This window comes from Pseudarthrobacter sp. Pseusp20 (assembly GCF_059492155.1).
The window spans coordinates 2,626,111-2,644,161 of record NZ_CP168521.1; the positions used below are offsets into that span (position 1 = coordinate 2,626,111).

Annotated in this window: 11 protein-coding genes; 5 read left to right on the forward strand and 6 right to left on the reverse strand. The window is 66.6% G+C overall.

The window, feature by feature from the left end; genetic code table 11:
- Positions 1-9: 9 nt before the first annotated feature.
- Entirely contained in the window at positions 10-1,866 is a 1,857-nt protein-coding gene (gene lepA / locus ACEN9K_RS12100; protein WP_026265766.1) for a translation elongation factor 4, read from the reverse strand.
- 176 nt (positions 1,867-2,042) lie between these two features.
- On the opposite strand from lepA, the gene ACEN9K_RS12105 reads away from it, so the two are divergent.
- A complete protein-coding gene (locus ACEN9K_RS12105; protein ID WP_495634464.1) occupies positions 2,043-2,594 on the forward strand; it encodes a type II toxin-antitoxin system PemK/MazF family toxin in 552 nt (183 codons plus the stop codon).
- A 169-nt stretch (positions 2,595-2,763) separates the two neighbouring features.
- Positions 2,764-3,024 (forward strand): 30S ribosomal protein S20, encoded by a 261-nt coding sequence (gene rpsT, locus ACEN9K_RS12110; protein WP_018769282.1) that lies wholly within the window; start codon positions 2,764-2,766, stop codon positions 3,022-3,024.
- 75 nt (positions 3,025-3,099) lie between these two features.
- On the opposite strand, the gene holA is transcribed toward rpsT, so the two are convergent.
- The 5 genes from holA to leuS form a co-directional block, all read right to left on the reverse strand.
- Positions 3,100-4,116, reverse strand: a complete 1,017-nt coding sequence (gene holA / locus ACEN9K_RS12115) for a DNA polymerase III subunit delta (protein WP_478223348.1) — start codon at positions 4,114-4,116, stop codon at positions 3,100-3,102.
- Positions 4,050-5,933, reverse strand: coding sequence for a ComEC/Rec2 family competence protein (locus ACEN9K_RS12120; protein WP_495634465.1), 1,884 nt, complete (start codon positions 5,931-5,933; stop codon positions 4,050-4,052). Before ACEN9K_RS12120 ends, holA begins: the two co-directional genes overlap by 67 nt.
- A gap of 230 nt (positions 5,934-6,163) precedes the next feature.
- Positions 6,164-7,075, reverse strand: coding sequence for a ComEA family DNA-binding protein (locus ACEN9K_RS12125; RefSeq protein WP_495634466.1), 912 nt, complete (start codon positions 7,073-7,075; stop codon positions 6,164-6,166).
- Positions 7,076-7,123: 48 nt separating this feature from the next.
- Positions 7,124-8,143, reverse strand: a complete 1,020-nt coding sequence (locus tag ACEN9K_RS12130; RefSeq protein WP_478223345.1) for a DegV family protein — start codon at positions 8,141-8,143, stop codon at positions 7,124-7,126.
- Between the two features lie 87 nt (positions 8,144-8,230).
- Entirely contained in the window at positions 8,231-10,756 is a 2,526-nt protein-coding gene (leuS, locus tag ACEN9K_RS12135) for a leucine--tRNA ligase (protein WP_056390433.1), read from the reverse strand.
- Positions 10,757-11,287: 531 nt separating this feature from the next.
- On the opposite strand from leuS, the gene ACEN9K_RS12140 reads away from it, so the two are divergent.
- From ACEN9K_RS12140 to ACEN9K_RS12150, 3 genes are read left to right on the forward strand one after another with little or no spacing between them, the layout of a single operon-like run.
- Positions 11,288-14,446 (forward strand): efflux RND transporter permease subunit, encoded by a 3,159-nt coding sequence (locus ACEN9K_RS12140; RefSeq protein ID WP_495634467.1) that lies wholly within the window; start codon positions 11,288-11,290, stop codon positions 14,444-14,446.
- Positions 14,446-14,898: an efflux RND transporter periplasmic adaptor subunit gene (locus tag ACEN9K_RS12145; protein ID WP_018769288.1), complete on the forward strand. Its 453-nt coding sequence runs from the start codon at positions 14,446-14,448 to the stop codon at positions 14,896-14,898. The genes ACEN9K_RS12140 and ACEN9K_RS12145 overlap by 1 nt, the downstream gene beginning before the upstream one ends.
- A gap of 1 nt (position 14,899) precedes the next feature.
- Positions 14,900-18,043, forward strand: coding sequence for an efflux RND transporter permease subunit (locus ACEN9K_RS12150; RefSeq protein WP_495634468.1), 3,144 nt, complete (start codon positions 14,900-14,902; stop codon positions 18,041-18,043).
- The last annotated feature ends 8 nt before the right edge of the window (positions 18,044-18,051 follow it).

Genomic DNA, 18,051 nt, shown 5'->3' on the forward strand with positions numbered 1-18,051 from the left:
GTGCGGTGGTCACTTCTTCTTGGCCTTGTCCTTCGATTCGTCGGTGGTCAGGGCGGCGATGAACGCTTCCTGCGGCACCTCCACTGTGCCCACCATCTTCATGCGCTTCTTGCCTTCTTTTTGCTTCTCCAGCAGCTTGCGCTTCCGCGAGATGTCACCTCCGTAGCACTTGGCCAGCACGTCCTTGCGGATGGCGCGGATGCTTTCGCGGGCGATGATCCTGGAACCGATCGCGGCCTGGATGGGCACTTCGAACTGCTGGCGGGGAATCAGTTCGCGCAGCTTGCCGGTCATCATCACGCCGTAGGCGTACGCCTTGTCCCGGTGCGTGATGGCGCTGAACGCGTCCACCTGTTCGCCCTGGAGCATGATGTCCACCTTCACCAGGTCGGCGGCCTGCTCGCCGTCGGCCTTCCAGTCCAGCGAGCCGTAGCCCCGGGTCTTGGACTTCAGGATGTCGAAGAAGTCGAAGACGATTTCCGCCAACGGCAGGCGGTAGCGGATTTCCACCCGGTCCTCGGAAAGGTAGTCCATGCCGCCCATGACGCCGCGGCGGGACTGGCACAGTTCCATGATGGCGCCGACAAATTCGTTGGGGGCCAGGATGGTGGCGGAAACCATGGGCTCGCGTACCTCGGCGATCTTCCCGGTGGGGTACTCGCTGGGGTTGGTCACCCGGACCACCTTCTTGTCCTCCAGGGTCACCTCGTATTCCACGTTCGGTGCGGTGGAGATGAGGTCGAGGTTGTATTCGCGCTCCAGGCGTTCGCGGGTGATCTCGAGGTGCAGGAGACCCAGGAAGCCCACGCGGAACCCGAAGCCGAGGGCAGCCGAGGTTTCCGGTTCGTACACCAGCGCGGCGTCGTTGAGCATGAGCTTTTCGAGGGCGTCGCGGAGTACCGGATAGTCGGCGCCGTCCAGCGGATACAGGCCGGAGAACACCATGGGCTTGGCATCGGCGTAGCCGGGGAGGGACTCTGCCGCCGGCTTGGCCAGGTTGGTGACGGTATCGCCCACCTTGGACTGCCGGACGTCCTTCACGCCGGTGATCAGGTAGCCCACTTCACCGACGCCGAGCCCCTTGGACGGTGTGGGTTCCGGGGAGCTGACACCGATTTCCAGGAGCTCGTGCGAGGCCCTGGTGGACATCATCTGGATGCGCTCACGCGGATGGAGCATGCCATCCATCACACGCACGTAGGTGACCACGCCGCGGTAGGTGTCGTAGACCGAGTCGAAGATCATGGCACGGGCCGGGGCATCGGGGTTGCCCTTCGGCGCCGGCAGGTCGCGGACGATCTTGTCCAGGAGGGCCTCGACGCCGACGCCGGTCTTGCCGGATACGCGCAGGACGTCCTCGGGATCGCCGCCGATGAGGCTGGCCAGCTCGGCGGCGTACTTTTCAGGCTGCGCCGCCGGAAGGTCGATCTTGTTCAGCACCGGGATGATGGTGAGGTTGTTCTCCATGGCCAGGTACAGGTTGGCCAGCGTCTGGGCCTCAATGCCCTGCGCCGCGTCCACCAGCAGGATGGCGCCTTCGCAGGCCGCGAGTGACCGGGATACCTCGTAGGTGAAGTCCACGTGGCCGGGCGTGTCGATCATGTTCAGCGCGTAGCTGACGCCGTCCACCTCCCAGGGCATGCGGACGGCCTGGGACTTGATGGTGATGCCACGTTCCCGCTCGATGTCCATCCGGTCCAGGTACTGGGCCTTCATGTCACGCGCCTGGACCACACCGGTGGACTGCAGCATGCGGTCAGCCAGCGTGGACTTGCCGTGGTCGATATGCGCGATGATGCAAAAGTTCCGAATGATTGCCGGATCTGTCGCGGCGGGCACCGGTGCGGTGCGGGCCATGGGAGACACGCAGGGTCCTTACTGTTGGCTTTTCAGCAGCCACCCGCCGGGCAACGCCATAGGCGTCTGCGGAACAGCTGCACGTCTTGAACATCCAGTGTCCCACGTCCGGGACGCGCGGACCGCATCCGGGCAGGGCGCCGCCGGGCAGTTCCATGCCGAACCACCGCCGATAGGCTTTTCGCATGGTCATTGATCTCCGCTCCCTGGGAAACGCTGTCCGCCGCGGCCTGCGCATGCTGCAGAAACGGCGGCCCGCCCCGCCGGCCCCGGGCCCCGACCGGGACCGCCGGGCGGGGGCCATGCCTCAGGCTCCCGGCGGAGGTCCTGCCGGGTCCGGGTATCCCGGTGATTACAGCGGGCGTTCCGCCGTCCGGTATGCACCGCAGCCGGACGGCGACCCGGATCCGGGCGAGGTGGTGTGGGCCTGGGTCCCTTACGAGGAGGACCACGGCAAGGGGAAGGACCGGCCGGTGCTGCTGGTGGGGCATAACGGCCCGTTCCTCCTGGGACTGATGCTGACCAGCAGGGACAGGGTGCCTGCCGGTTCAACGTCCGGCGACTACGTGGACCTCGGTTCCGGGGACTGGGACAAGCAGGGCAGGCCCAGTGAAGTGCGCCTGGACCGTATCCTGCAGATCCGCCCTGACAGCATCCGGCGGGAGGGCGCCGTGCTGGACGCGGCGCGGTTTGAGAAAGTTGCGGCCGGGCTGCGCCGGCGACACGGCTGGAGCTGACCAACCCAAATGGCCAGTGCCGCCGCTGACCTGCTATTCTTTATTGCTGTGTGTCCGTGCAGGTCGACGGTCACTGATGGCTGGCCGCCATAGGTATCCCCACGCCGCTCAGTCAAGGCCAGCCTGAAAGCCCTCTAGACCATTTCCGCATTACAAAGAGAGTTCACACGTGGCGAATATCAAGTCCCAGAAGAAGCGCATCCTGACCAACGAGAAGGCACGCCTGCGCAACAACGCAGTCAAGTCTGAGCTGAAGACGGCCATCCGCGCCGTCAACACCGCCGTTGAGTCCTCTGACAAGGAAGCTGCTACTACTGCGCTCGTTACTGCCAGCCGTAAGCTGGACAAGGCTGTCAGCAAGGGTGTTCTGCACAAGAACAACGCAGCGAACCGCAAGTCGGCGATCTCCAAGAAGGTCAACGCACTCTAAGGTTTCCAGTTCCCACGAACTGATGGTGTGGCCGGTACCGCAAGGTACCGGCCACACGCTTTTAATCGTTGCGGCCTACCTGCCCTGGACGGACATGGCAATCACCGTCACGGCGTGTTCGACGGCGTAGACGGGGTCCCGGGACAAGCCCTTGACCTGCGCATCAGCCTCCGCCGTGGCCTGGATGGACCGGACCAGGCCTTCCGGGGTCCAGCGCCGGACGTCCCGCTGTGCCTGCTCCACGAGCCAGGGCTGCATCCCGAGTTCCGCCGCGATCTGCGCGGGCGATCCGGAGGCGCCGGCCACCCGTGCGACAGTCCTCAGCTTCGAGGCGAGGGCTGCCACCAGCGGAACCGGGTCAGCACCGGTGGCAAGGGCGTGGCGCAGCGTCGACAGCGCCACGGGGGCGTTTCCTGCCATCGCGGCGTCGGCGACCTTGAACGCGGTGGCCTCGATCCGTCCGCCGTAGTACTTGTCCACGGTCTCAGTAGTGACGGTGCTCCCTGCGTCGGCAATCAGTTGCGAGCACGCCGCGGCGAGTTCCGAAAGGTCGGCCCCCACGGCATTCACCAGCGCCTGGACGGCGTCCTGGTTGATCCGCCGCCCGGCCGCCTTGAACTCCGCCATGACGAACGAGACCTTGTCCGCATCCTTCTTCAGTGGCTGGCAGTCGACGACCGGCCAGCCACCCTTCTTAACGGCGTCGAGGAGCTTTTTGCCGCGTGCTCCGCCGGCGTGCCGGAGCACGACGACGGCGTCCTGTTCCGGGTGCTGCAGGTAGGCAAGGGCATCCGCCAGGAAGGCGTCGTTCATCCCTTCCACGGCCTCCACTTCAATGAGCTTGCTCTCACCGAACAGTGAAGGGCTCACCTGCATGGTCAGGGTGCCGGCGTCATAGCCGGCGGCGTTGATGCGGCTCAATTCGACGTCCGGCGCGGCCGCCCTGACCTGGGATCGGATCCTGTCCATGGCCCTGATGCCCAGGTACTCTTCCGGGCCGCTTATCAGCACGATCGAGGCCGGGGCTACGTCCCGCCAGGAGGCTGTGTTCGACGCCGGGGAGCGTGTTGCCCGCTTTTGCGCGACGGCCATCCAAGGTCCCTTCCGGAGGTTTTATTGCAGGATCCCAGCCTGCCACGTCTGCGCCCGCGGTCCAAGCTGCCCTTGCGGCGGATGTGCTGCAGCCGCAGCTCCATCAGCCCGATCAGTGCCACCGTGACGGCGTGCGCTTTCCGGACCTGGCAGGCGAACCGCAGGGGCCGGACAACTGCCCACACGGCCGCCAGGGTAACGGTGGACAACAGCACCATCGACAGCAGCCCGGGCACTCCCTCAGGCCAGGGCAGGGCGGAGCCGGGCAGCTGCGCCGTGAACCTGGCGGTGGCGGCGACGCCGGCGCTGAACGTTCCAGCCACAGCGATCAGAAACGTGGCGGCCCACGGAAGCAGGACCACCAGCGGCACCGCTGCCGTTCCCAGCAGGGTCGCCGGCGCCACCAGGGGTGACACCACGACATTGGCCAGCAGCGAATAGGTGGCGAACCGGGGCTGCAGGAGGACGATGACGGGCCCGCACAACAGCTGTGCGGACAGCGGAACCGCAACGGCGGCGGCGATCCACCGGGGCACCGCTGCGGGAATCCAGGCGACGATCCGCCGCCCCAGGAGAATGATCCCCAGCGTGGCAAGGACGGACAGCAGGAATCCGAAACTGGTGCCAAGGGCAGGCTCGGCCAGTAGAAGGCCGATGACGGCGAGGCACAGGAAGCTCAGTCCGCGCCCTGGGCGTCCGCCCGCGAGGGCGGCCACCCCGATGGCACCCATGAGAGCGGCCCGCAGGACGCTGGCGTCCGGTCCCACCAGGACTATGAAGAGGGCCAGGCCGCAAAGTGCTCCAGCCGCAGCGGGAGCACGCGGCAGCCGGCACCGGCGGCACAGGAGCAGCAAGGCCCCCAGCACCAGGCTGCAGTTTGCCCCGCTGACCGCCGTTAGGTGGGTCATGCCCACAGCCTTCATGGCGTTGTCCAGTCCCTCGTCCAGTGCGCTGGTGTCTCCGGTGACCATTCCCGGAAGGAGTCCGCGGGCATCAGGTGACAGGAAAACCGCGGCGGAAACGAAGCGCGCGCGAAGCTCCTTCGCTGCCCCCTCCAGCAGCGAGCCTCCCATGGCCTTGCCGGGGGCGGTGGAGGCGGCCAGGGTTCCCGCGTCCTGGTCCCCCGGCTCCGCCGGCCGCAGCTTTCCTGCTGCGCGCAGGGTCTGCCCCGGCACCACCCCGCCCCAGCCTTGCCCGCCCATGATGGTGAGCCGCGCCCGTGTCCGCACCAGCATGCCGCCGGTGGTCACTTCCTGCGTCCACACCGGAACTGCCCAGCGTCCCGCCGACCCGCCCGGTCCTGCCATGGCACTTGGGTTTCCGGCCACCTCCACAATGGCGACGACGGACTTGCCGGCAGTGACCGCGTCGGCGAGGGGACCCTCGAACCGTTGGCTTGACGACGTTGCAGCGTGGGCTGCGGCGGCAGCGGCCAGCATCAGGGAGACGCCCAGGGCGGCGGGAAAGCTGCGTCCGGTGGCGCGGGGCGGCCCGGCCCGTTCCTGGTGGCCGACGGCGGGACGCGCAGTTCGTGCCGTGCGATGCCTGGCCGCGCGGGCCAGGAGGAGGCCGCCAAGTGCCGCCAGTGCGGAGCACAGTGCTGCAAGCTCCGCAGGCGGCAGCCAGAGCCCGGCCACTGAGGCGGTCCATACCAACAATGCCGGAAGGGCAAGGCGGAGGTCCGTGCGGCGTCGTGGTTCCGCGGGACTGGTATCAGCGTTTTCCTGGGCCTTGCCGCCATCGGCCACCCGCTGGCGCACGTGGTGCACGGCGCGCGTCCAGTGCCCCTGCAGCGGCCGGTGCCCGGTGGCCGGCAAGCAGGGGGTCCGTGGGTGGGCCGGTGTCGATGGCGGAGAAGTGGTCCCGGAGGCTTCCGTTGCGCCTGGAGGCGTCGGAACCTGTGGTTCCAGGCCGGGGCCATTCACCGCGGATTCGATGAAGCGGTGCCAGGGACTGCGCCGTTGCTTTCCGCCGCCGGGATCGGGCGCATTCCTTCCCTGACCCTTGTCCCGGCCTCCCCTTCCTGAATTCGCTCCCACGGCCGTCCCTAGACCGTCACCAGCGGGAGCAAGGCCTCAAGCATTTTTGGTCCCACGCCGTCGACGGCGTCCAGTTCTTCCGCGCTCTTGAAGGGGCCGTGTTCCTTCCGCCAGTCCACGATCCGCTGGGCCAGGACCGGCCCGACTTTTGGCAGCGTGTCCAGCGTGGCAGCGTCCGCGGTGTTGAGGTTGACCTTTCCGCCGGTCTGGCCGGGTACCGTCCCCTGCTGCGCAGTGCCTGAACCAGCACCCATTGACCCAGTGCCGTCCGGACCTGCGGCACCGGCCGCGGAGGCCTGGGGTTCCCCTTGCCGCGGAACGTGGATTTTCTGGCCGTCCTCCACCACGAGGGCAAGGTTGAGCCGGTTGACGTCGGCGTCCGGAGTCGCACCGCCCACCGCAGCGATGGCGTCGTCAACGCGGCTGCCGTGCGGCAGCCGGATAACACCAGGTCTGGCCACGGCGCCAACAACGTGCACCACCACCGTCCCCGCTGACGCGGGGCCGCCCTGCCCGCTGCCGGAATCCGGTGGGGCTGGGGTCCCGCCCTGGACGGAACCACGGTCACCGGCCGCTGCTGATGCGCCGCCGGAACCGGTGCCGCCCAACGGCAGGACCTGGGGCGCGGCCGCCCCGGCCTGCCACCAAAACCAGGCTCCCGCGGCCACGGCCAGAACAGCCAGCAGCACGGCGACGCGCAGCCCCACCCGCCACCGGAGCGAAGGCGCCACACCGGAACCAGCTCCGGAGCCACTGCCGGGTTTGTCTCCGCCCGCGTCACCTGAACCCCGGTACTCAAAACCGTCGGGGCCGGCCCCGTCCTGCAGGAGCCCGGAAGGTCCCTCCCCCAGGGTGGCATGGAGCCTCGCCCTCACATGGCGCGCCTGCTGACCTGCTGCTCCAGCATCCCGGCGTGACATAGCTCCACCCTAGGAACACGGTCCGCCGCCCGGCAGCCGGCAAAGAGGCTATGTGGAAAGGTGCGCTTCAGCGCCCGGTCCGCCGTCCGTCCCGCCATCGGCGGCCGTCCTGCCCACGATGACCGCAAGGACGCCGAGGCCCGCATGGGCAGCGAGGACCGCCGGGAGGGAACTGATCTGGGCGGGCGGGCATTCGGGAAGTGCCGCTTCCAGCCGCGCGGCCAGGCTCTCCGCCTCTTCGGGGTTCCCGAAATGATGGACGGCCAGGCGCACGGCCTCTCCCGGACGCGCCGCCGCTTCGGCCACCACGATTTCCTCAAGGCGCGCCACGGCCCTGGCACCTGACCGCACCTTCTCCAGCGGGACGATCCTGCCGCCGTCGACCGCAAGGATAGGTTTGATGGCAAACATGGTGCCCAGCAGCGAGGCCGCGGCGCCGATCCGTCCGCCCCGCCGCAGCTGTTCCAGGCTGGGGACGTAGAAGAAGACCTTGGTGCGGGCTGCCTGGGCCGCTGCCGCGGCAGCAACCCCCGCATGGTCGGCGCCGGCGGCGGCTGCCTCCACGGCAGCCTGCACGGCCATCCCCTGTGCCATGCCCACGGTTCGGGTATCCACCACCTCCACGGGGATCCCCACCTTTGCCGCAGCAAGCCGGGCCGCGTCGGCAGTGCCGGAAAGTTCCCCGGAGATATGGACGGAAACGACCGCCTGGAATCCCCGGAGTTCGGCCGCGCGGTACGCCTGCTCAAATTGGCCCGGTGACGGCCTGGATGTTTTGACCTGCGTTCCGGAGGCCAGCGCCACGGCGATGGTCTCGAGGATGTCGTCTTCACCCTCGCCGTAGATTTCCCGGCCCACCATGACGGGCATGGGTGTCACGGTCAGGATGCCGTCCCGCGGCAGCCTGCCTGCATAGTCCGCAGGCAGGGCGGCAGCGGAATCAGTGACGACGGCGGTGCGCACCTCAGCGCTCCCGGCCGCCCGCCGCGTCCCCGGCCGCGCCCCGGGACGGAGGCCTGACAGCCGTGCACGGACCCATGGCCAGGCGGCGGCATTACTGTCGGGCAAGGGGCCTCCTGGAGACGGTGTCCGGATCAGTCAGCACCGGCCGCCGTAAAACTTCCGGCGGCCGGTGCGTGCTGCAGGGTGCAGCGCTTATGCCGGGACGATGTTGACCAGCTTAGGCGCACGGACGATGACTGTCCTGATGCCGCGGCCGTCAAGGGCGCGCTGGACGTTGTCGGACGCCAGGGCCAGCTCGCGGAGCTGATCCTCGGAGACGTCCGGGGACACCTCAAGCCGGTCACGGACCTTGCCCTGCACCTGGACAACGGCGGTGACCGTGTCCTGGACCAGGAGCGCGGGATCGTGGGCGGGCCAGCCTGCGTTGGCCACCGACGCCGGGTGGCCCAGCAGGTTCCACATGTCCTCGGCGGTGTATGGCGCGAACAGGCTGAGGATCACGGCGACGGCTTCAGCGGCCTCGCGGACCGCCGGATCCGCCGCCCCTGCGCCGGAGTCAATGGCCTTGCGGGTGGCGTTGACCAGCTCCATCAGCTTGGCCACCACCACGTTGAACTTGTTGGCGTCCAGCAGTTCAGCGGCGTCCGCGATGGTGCGGTGCGTTACCGACCGCAGCGCGCGGTCGCCGGTGGTGGCGTCCACGCCGGGCCCGCTGGCCACGTCCTGCGCCAGGCGCCAGGCGCGGGCCAGGAATTTCGCGGAGCCCGACGGCGAAACATCGGCCCAGTCGACGTCGTCCTCCGGCGGGGAGGCGAAGATCATGGTCAGCCGGACCGCGTCCACGCCGTACTTGTCGAGCTGCTCGCCGAGGTCCACGCCGTTGCCCAGCGACTTGCTCATGGCTTTGCCGCCGTTGAGTACCTGGCCCTGGTTCAGCAGGGCGCTGAAGGGTTCGTCGGCGTCGATCATGCCCAGGTCGTGGATGACCTTGGTGAAGAAGCGGGCGTACAGCAAGTGGAGGATGGCGTGCTCCACACCGCCGACGTACTGGCCCACGGGCATCCAGTCGTTGATCTTCTCCGGATCGAAGGGGCCCCCGGTGTAGTGCGGGGAGACGAAGCGCAGGAAGTACCAGGAGGAGTCGACGAACGTGTCCATGGTGTCGGTGTCCCGCTTGGCAGGGCCGTGGCAGGTGGGGCATTCGACGTTGACCCAGGACTCGGCCGCGGCCAGCGGCGAGGTGCCCTTCGGGGCCAGGTCCTCGCCGCGGAGGTCCGAGGGAAGGGTCACGGGCAGCTGCTCATCGGGAACGGGGACTTCGCCGCAGGACGGGCAGTGGATGATGGGGATGGGGGTGCCCCAGAACCGCTGCCGGCTCAGGAGCCAGTCGCGGAGCCGGAAGTTCACGAACTTCTCGCCGGTGCCCTGCCGCTCCAGGATGGTGATGGCCGCCGGGATGGCCTCGGCCTTGGGCAGTCCGTCGAGCTCGCCGGAGTTGATCAGGGTGCCCTCCCCCGAGGTGGCGGTGCCCGAGACGGCGGGATCCTCTTCGCCGGTGTCCAGGACGGCGCGGACCGGCAGGTTGAACGCGCGGGCGAAGTCGAGGTCCCGCTGGTCATGCGCGGGCACGGCCATGATAGCGCCCGTGCCGTAGTCGGCCAGGACGTAGTCGGCAGCCCAGACCGGCAGTTTTTCGCCGTTCAGCGGGTTGATGGCGTAGCGGCCGGTGAAGACACCGGTCTTTTCGCGCTCGGTGGACTGGCGTTCGATCTCGGAGAGCGCCTTGACCCGTTCACGGTATTCGTCCAGGGCAGCTGCGTGGTCGTCCGTGACAAGTTCGACGGCGAGCGGCGCGTCGGCAGCCACCACGAAGAAGGTTGCCCCGTACAGGGTGTCCGGGCGGGTGGTGAAGACCGTGACCTCCTTGGCGGGCTTGCCGCCGTCGGCCTCGATCACGAAGTTGACGTGGGCACCCTCGGACCGGCCAATCCAGTTCTTCTGCATGGCCAGGACGCGCTCGGGCCAGTGGCCGCGCAGCTCGTCCATGTCATCCAGCAGGCGGTCCGCGTAGTCGGTGATCTTGAAGTACCACTGGTTGAGCGACTTCTTGGTCACGGTGGTGCCGCAGCGCTCGCAGGCGCCGTTGACCACCTGCTCGTTGGCCAGGACGGTCTGGTCCTTGGGGCACCAGTTGACCGGGGAGTTCTTCCGGTAGGCCAGCCCGCGCTCGTAGAAGCGCTTGAACAGCCACTGGGTCCAGCGGTAGTACTCGGGGTCGGAGGTGTGGAGGCGGCGCGACCAGTCGGCGGAGATGGCGTACCGCTTGAAGGACGCTGCCTGGGTGTCGATGTTGGCGTAGGTCCACTCGCTGGGGTGGGCGTTGCGCTTGATGGCAGCGTTCTCCGCGGGCAGGCCAAAGGAGTCCCAGCCGATGGGGTGCAGGACGTCGTACCCCTTCTGGCGCAGGTAGCGGGCCACGACGTCACCCATGGCGAACGCTTCGGCGTGGCCCATGTGCAGGTCACCGGACGGGTACGGGAACATGTCAAGCACGTAGCGGCGCTCCCGGGACCCGTCATCCACCGGGGTGAAGACCTTGAGGTCCTCCCACACCTGGGGCCATTTGGCCTCCATGGCGGTGAAACTGTAGGTGCCCTCCTCAGGCTCCGCCGATACTGTTGTTGCTGTTCCGGTCTCTGTCTCCGGCTGAACGCCCACTGCTGCCCTCTTCTGTTCTGTTACGGCATCGGTGCTGCCATAACGGCCTGATCCTCCTGCTGCCGGCCCGGCGCCATACCCCGGACACACAAAAGCCCCTCGCCAAGGGAGGGGCTGCCGCTCAGCTATCCGATATCCGGAGCCGGCGGCTAACTAAGCAGAAGGATCGCACGCATGGCTCTACTTTAGCGCACCGCCAGTGTAAAGAAGTGCCGGATTACCGCCCAGCCGATGAGGGCACGCGCCGGAGCCCGCATCCCCCTAAAGCCACCACCCCGAATTGGGTGCTCCCCCTACTGCCGGAGCCGCAAAGTTGAGGGGCTAAGTACTCTTGCCAAGTTATGCTATGCGGTCCACAGTGATGGCAAGTCTGCGGGGTACTGAACGGTCTCAGGTCGAGGAGCCCGAAATGTGTTCTTGGCGTAGATTTCCCGCACGACAACTGGCGGACAGCAGCTTCGCCCCCGCAAAAGTAAAGGTCCGCACCGAAGCTCCCGGGTTGTGGGCCAGGCAATCACCGTGGTACTGGTCATGACCGCCATAATTCGCTGGGCTGTCCAGTTCCGGTTGTTGGTCCTGGCATTGGCTGCGGGAATTCTCGCTTTTGGGTTATCAAGTTTGCCGGGCATGTCCGTTGATGCCTATCCGGAATTCGCCCCGCCGCAGGTGGAGATCCAGACGGAGGCCCTGGGGCTCTCGGCCGCCGAGGTGGAACAGCTCGTCACCTCCCCGATGGAGGCCGACCTGCTGAACGGCGTTGCCTGGGTGGAGGCGATCCGATCCAAGTCCCTCCCCGGGCTGTCCTCGATCCAGATGGTCTTCAAGCCGGGGACTGACCTTTTCCGGGCACGCCAGCTGGTCTCTGAGCGCCTTACCCAGGCCCGCGCACTGCCGAACGTGTCAGCAGCGCCGGTCCTCATGCAGCCGCTCTCATCCACCAGCCGGGTGATGATGATCAAGCTCACGTCAAAGGACATGTCGGCCATCGACATGTCTGTCCTGGCCCGCTGGACGATGAAGCCAGGCCTCCTGGCGGTGCCTGGTGTCGCCAACGTGGCCATCTGGGGCCAACGGGATCAGCAACTGCAGGTCCTGGTGGATCCGGGTCAGCTTGCAGCCAAAGGCGTCACGCTGGACGATGTCATCAAGACCACCGGCAACTCAGTATGGGTATCACCGCTGAGCTACCTGGAGGCCTCCACCCCGGGAACGGGCGGCTTCTTCGAGACCGGACACCAGCGGATCGGCGTCCAGCACGTCCTGCCAATCACCACTCCCCAGGACCTGGGTCAGGTTCCATTGGACAGTCCGGCGGGGAACCTCCTCCTGAAGGACGTCGCCACGGTTCAAACGGACCACCAGCCACTGATCGGCGATGCCCTCCTGAGCAAGGAAACCGAACTCCTCCTGGTGATCGAGAAATTCCCCGAGACCAACACCATGGACGTGACGCGGGGCGTGGACGAGGCACTGCGCGCACTCCAGCCGGGCCTGCCCGGGGTACAGGTGGACACCACCGTTTACCGACAGGCGTCCTTCATCGAGGAGGAAGTCGGCGTAATCGGCGTCGGCCTGCTCATCACATTGCTGGTCATCGTCGCGATGTTCTGGGCGTTCTTCCGGTCATGGCGTGCCGCTGTCATCAGCCTGGTCACCATCCCGGCGGCACTCACCGCGGCGGCCCTTGTCCTGTACTGGCGCGGGGTCGGGATGAACTCCATGGTGTTCGCGGGCATGGTGCTCGCCCTCGCGGTTATCGTAGGCGACGTCGCCGAGGACCTCAGTGGGGTGGTGGCGGCGAACCTTTCCGCCAGGAAACGCGGGGACGCGCTGCACGATACCCAGCGGGGCTCGGGCCTGATTCCGGAGGCCCTTCGCTCGGTTCGTACTCCGATTCTCTACTCGCTGTTGATCATGGCGCTGGCCACGATGCCGGCATTCTTCTTCACAGGTGAGAATGGAGCCCTTTTCGGTCCACTTGTCCTGGCCTACCTGCTTGCCCTGGCAGTCTCGATGATCGTGGCGCTGGCCGTCACAGCCGCGCTGGTGTTCGTCCTCCCCGGAGCGTTGAACGCGCCGCGGGAACGCCGGTCGCTGAAGCGGCTCGAGGTGGGCTACGGGCGGCTCCTGGTCCGCCTGAGGGGAGGGGCTAAATGGATGTTCGCTGCTTCCGCCGTTGTGGCGCTGGCGGGGCTGGCCTTGATGCCCCAGCTGGCAGCCGGCCACCCCGTGGTGCCGGTAATGGCGGACAAGACCCTGGTGGTGCACTGGAGCGCGATCGCTGGTACCTCGGACCAGGAAATGAGCCGGATCACGGAGGCGGCGGCGGGCGAGCTGCGCGGCGTGCCCGGCGTGGCCAATGTGGGAGGCCACGTTGGCCGGGCCATCACCTCCGACCAGGTCGGTGACGTAAGTTCGGGTGAACTTTGGGTCAGCGTGGCACACGATGCATCCTTCAGGGATACTGCTGCCGCCGTCAAGCAGGTCATTGCCGGCTACCCCGGGCTGACCAGCAAGGTATCGACCTATCCCCAGGAGCGCCTCGACGCGATCCGGGACGCTGCGGACAGCGGATTCGCCGTCCGGGTCTACGGCCTGGACCCCGCGATCCTGCGGCAGAAGGCGTCGGAGGTGCAGCAGATTCTGGAACACACCGCCGGCATTGCGAACGCCCATGTTGACGTTCCCCCCGAGCAGCCCATTGCCGAGGTCACGGTTGACCTTGCCAAGGCGCAGAAGGCCGGCGTCGCCCCCGGGGATGTTCGACGCGCTGCGGCCGCCTTGGTGCAAGGTATCGAAGTGGGCAACCTCTACGAACAGCAGAAGGTCTTCTCGGTCATCGTCAAGGGGGTCCCGTCCACGCGGAACAGCCTGGACAGCGTTCGTGACCTGATCATCGACACCCCCAGCGGCGGGCATGCCCGCCTGGGCGACGTCGCCCAGGTCAATATGGTCGGAAACGAGTCCGTCATTCTTCACGATGACACCTATCGCCGCCTTGACGTGAAAGCCGATATCCAGGGCCGGCCCCTGAGCGACATCCAAAACGACATTAATGCGGGCCTCCAAAAGATGCAGTTCCCGATGTCGTACCACGCCGAAATCCTCACGCAGTATGCCCAGCAGCAAAGCAACATCCAGTGGCTCTGGTTGCTCGGAGCCATTGCCGCGGCCGGCATCCTGGTGCTTCTGCAGACTGCTGCCGGAAGCTGGCGGCTCGCCGTCCCGCTCGCCCTGTGCCTGGTCCTTTCGCTCTCCGGAGGCGTGCTTGCCGCCCTGGTTACCGGGGCGGTAAATTCCCTGGTCGCACTGGTGGCGTTCGCCGTCGTGCTGGGGATCGCGGCCCGGGGCACCCTGCTGATGGCGGAACGCGTCCGGACACTACAGGCCCGGGGCGGCGACGTGCCGATGCCTGGCCTGGTGGTCCATGCGGCGAGGGACAGGCTGGGTCCGACGTTGATGTCGGCCGGGATGACGGCACTTGCACTTGTGCCCCTCGTCCTGTTCGGCGGCGTGGCAGGAACGGAAATCATTCAACCGCTTGCCGTGATCATCTGGGGCGGCCTGCTGACCTCCACCCTGTCCACCCTGTTCGTGGTACCCGCCGTACTGCTCGCCTTCGCGCCGAAGGCACCAGCACACAGCGACGGCCACGCCACCTATGAACCTACTGAAAACCAGGTTGTGTGATGAAATCCATTCCAGCAGGGCCCGCCAGGAAGCACGCAGCCCTCATTATCGCGGCGTTCCTGTCACTCCTGGTTGCAGGGTGCGCCCAAGTTTCCGAAGCGGCGTCAGCCAACGACCCGGCGGCCATTGCCACGGTGCCGGGAACGGACCTTCACCGCATCACGCTCACCGATCACGCTGTCCAACGCCTTGGGCTTACCACTGTCCAGGTGGCGACGGACCCCCAGACCGGGAAGCTCACCGTCTCCTATGCGGCCATCCTGTATGACAGCACCGGCAAGACGTGGGTCTACACCAACCCCGAGCCCCTGGTTTACGTCCGCGCGCCAATCACCGTCGAACGCATCAACGCCGATGTTGCGCAGTTGGGCGACGGGCCGCCTCCCGGCACAACGGTGGTGACCACGGGCGCTGAGGAGCTTTTTGGCGCGGAATTCGACACGGCCCAGTGACATGCGCTGGATAATCGGGGTCAGCCTCAGGTTTAGGACGATCGTCGTCGCCATCGCGTGTGCGGTCATGCTGCTCGGATCCCTGCAGCTGGGTGCCGCGTCCGTGGACGTCTTTCCCGAATTCGCCCCACCCCGGGTCGAAATCCAGACCGCGTGCCTTGGCCTGACTGCCCAGGAAGTCGAAGAGCTGGTCAGCGTTCCCATCGAGGCAGCGGTAGGCGGCATGCCGGGACTGGACGAGCTGCGGTCCAAATCCGTTGCGCAGCTGTCTTCGATCGTGTTGCTCTTCCATCCGGGCACCGACCTGCTCAACGCCCGCCAGCAGGTCTCGGAACGCATGGCGTCCGTGACAGCGGCGCTGCCGACCTGGGCGGCCCCGCCGGTCATGCTGCAGCCGCTGTCCGCCACGAGCCGCGTGATGAAGATAGGAATGACGTCATCCGAGCACTCGCTCATTGAGATGTCCATGCTGTCCTACTGGACCATCCGGGCCCGCCTCCTGCGGGTTCCCGGTGTGGCCAACGTGGCAATTTGGGGGGAACGGCTCCAGATGCTGCAGGTGCAGGTGGAACCCGACAAGCTCAAAGCCCAGGACGTTTCCCTCAACCAGGTCATGGAAGTCACCGCCGGCGCCCTCGACGCAGGCCTGCTCAGGTACTCGCCCGGAAGGTTCATCGGCACCGGGGGCTTTATTGACAGCCCCAACCAGAGAATGGGGGTTCGGCACGTCCAGCCGATAAAGACTCCCGCCGACCTGGCCCAGGTGACGATCCGTGAAAAGGACGGCGTGCCCCTCCACCTTGGCGACGTAGCCCAAGTAGTGGAAGACCACCAGCCACTCATCGGTGACGCCGTCATCAATAGCGGCCATGGGCTCATGCTCATTGTCGAGAAACTGCCCTGGGGCAACACCCTGGACGTGACCAAGGGCGTTGAGGAGGCCCTGCATGAGTTGCAGCCCGGCTTGAGTGGAATCAGCTTCGACACCACTATCTTCCGCCCGGCAAGCTTTGTGGAGGAATCCATCTCCAACCTCAGCCTGGCCCTGCTGCTCGGCTGCCTGCTCGTCGTCCTGATCCTGGGCGCTTTCCTCTTCCAATGGCGGACAGCCCTCATCAGCCTCATCGCGATTCCGCTGTCCTTGCTCACAGCTGCCCTGGTCCTGTATTTCACCGCGAGTTCGATCAACACGATGGTCCTTGCGGGGCTGGTTATTGCGGTCGGTGTCGTGGTCGATGACGCCATCATCGACGTCGAAAACATCATGCGGCGGCTGCGGCAGCACCGCGCCCGGGGCAGCGGCGAATCCACGTCCTCGGTGGTGTTGAAAGCCTCGCTCGAGATGCGGAGCCCCATCGTCTATGCCACCCTGATCATTGTGGTGGCGGCAGTACCCATCTTCTTCCTGGATGGACTGACGGGCGTCTTCTTCCGGCCGCTGGCAATCACCTACACGCTGGCAGTACTCGCCTCAATGCTGGTGGCGCTGACGGTCACTCCGGCCCTGGCACTGATCCTCCTCGGTAACGCCAAACTGGAGGAGCGTGACGCTCCCCTCGTCCGCGTGCTCAAGCGCGGCTACCACGCGGTCCTGTCAGGCATGATGAAGCGGCCCCGCTACGGCTACGCGGGATTCGGAGTCGTCGCCCTGGCAGGTTTGGCGATAGCACCCCTCCTGGGCTCATCCCTGTTCCCCACTTTCAAGGAACGGGACTTCCTGATGCACTGGGTCTCACAGCCGGGAACGTCAGCCGCGGAGGAATATCGGATCTCGCAGCGCGGCTGCGAGGAGTTCCTCAAAGTGCCCGGCGTCCTGAATTGCGGTACACACATTGGTCAGGCCTTCACCGCCGACGAGATTGTTGGCGTCAACGCGGGCGAGCACTGGATCAGCATTGACCGTCACGCCAACTACGACGAGACGCTCGCCGCCGTGCAGGACGTTGTCAACGGGTATCCCGGCCTGCACCGGGACGTCCAGACCTACCTGAAGGAACGGATCGAAGAGGTCCTCACGGGAGCCAGTGAGCCGATCCTCGTCCGCGTTTACGGGGATGACCTCAACGTGCTGCGTGAACAGGCCCAACGGGTCAAAGACATCCTGGACGGCATCCACGGCACCCAGGACGCCCATGTCTCCCTTGAGGTTGAGGTCCCGCAGATCTCTGTCACGGTCAACCTGGCCCAGGCACAGAAATACGGACTGAAACCTGGCGATGTGAGACGTGCGGCAGCCACGCTCGTGGCTGGCGAGGAGGTAGGCGACGTCTTCCGCGACGGACGTGCCTACGACGTCCACGTCTGGAGCACTCCCGCCACCCGGTCCAGCGTTACCAGCATCGAAGACCTGCCGATCGACACGCCCACCGGCCAGCGGGTCCGCCTCGCTGACCTGGCCACCGTGGCCCTTCAGCCGGTGCCGAACCAGATTGACCGTACGAACGGATCGCGCCGCGTTGAAGTTGGATCGTTCCTGGCATCGGGCGCAGACCTCGGCAACGTCGCCCGCGAGCTGCAGCAACGCCTTGACACCCTGGACCTGCCGGCCGGTTACAGCGTGCAGCTGCTTGGCGAATACACCGAACGTGAGGCGGCCACGAACCGCCTGATGATTTTCGCCGCCGCTGCCCTCGTCCTGATCCTCCTGCTCCTCCAAACATCATTCCGGAGCTGGCGGCTCGCCGTACTGTCCCTTCTGACCCTGCCGATCGCCTTGGTGGGCGGGGTTTTCGCCGCCTTCATGTCCGGCGGGATCCTTTCCCTGGGCTCGGTTGTGGGCTTCCTGACGGTGATGGGTATCGCTGCGCGCAACGGCATTTTGCTCATCAGCCACTGCCAGCATCTGGAAAGGGACGAGGGTGAGACCTTTGGCCGTGACCTGGTGCTGCGCGGGGCAGCGGAGCGGCTGTCCCCGATCCTCATGACCACCCTGGCAACCGGGTTGGCCCTGGTGCCCCTGGTGGTCATGGGGAATGTCCCGGGCCACGAAATCGAACACCCCATGGCAGTGGTCATCCTGGGCGGCCTCGTCACGTCCACCCTGCTGAACCTCTTCATTGTGCCGTCGCTGTACCTCCGCTTCGCCAAGCGGCGCCCGGCCCGCGGCACTCGCCGCCCCAACCCGGAACCAGCCTCCGCTGGATAGCGGCCGGG

Bases quoted from the DNA above. Each gene is read 5' to 3' on its own strand.
- ACEN9K_RS12145 (WP_018769288.1), top strand. From the start codon at position 14,446: ATGAAATCCATTCCAGCAGGGCCCGCCAGGAAGCACGCAGCCCTCATT.
- ACEN9K_RS12140 (WP_495634467.1), top strand. From the start codon at position 11,288: ATGACCGCCATAATTCGCTGGGCTGTCCAGTTCCGGTTGTTGGTCCTG.
- ACEN9K_RS12105 (WP_495634464.1), top strand. From the start codon at position 2,043: ATGGTCATTGATCTCCGCTCCCTGGGAAACGCTGTCCGCCGCGGCCTG.
- holA (WP_478223348.1), bottom strand. From the start codon at position 4,116: ATGGCCGTCGCGCAAAAGCGGGCAACACGCTCCCCGGCGTCGAACACA.
- ACEN9K_RS12125 (WP_495634466.1), bottom strand. From the start codon at position 7,075: ATGTCACGCCGGGATGCTGGAGCAGCAGGTCAGCAGGCGCGCCATGTG.
- ACEN9K_RS12150 (WP_495634468.1), top strand. From the start codon at position 14,900: ATGCGCTGGATAATCGGGGTCAGCCTCAGGTTTAGGACGATCGTCGTC.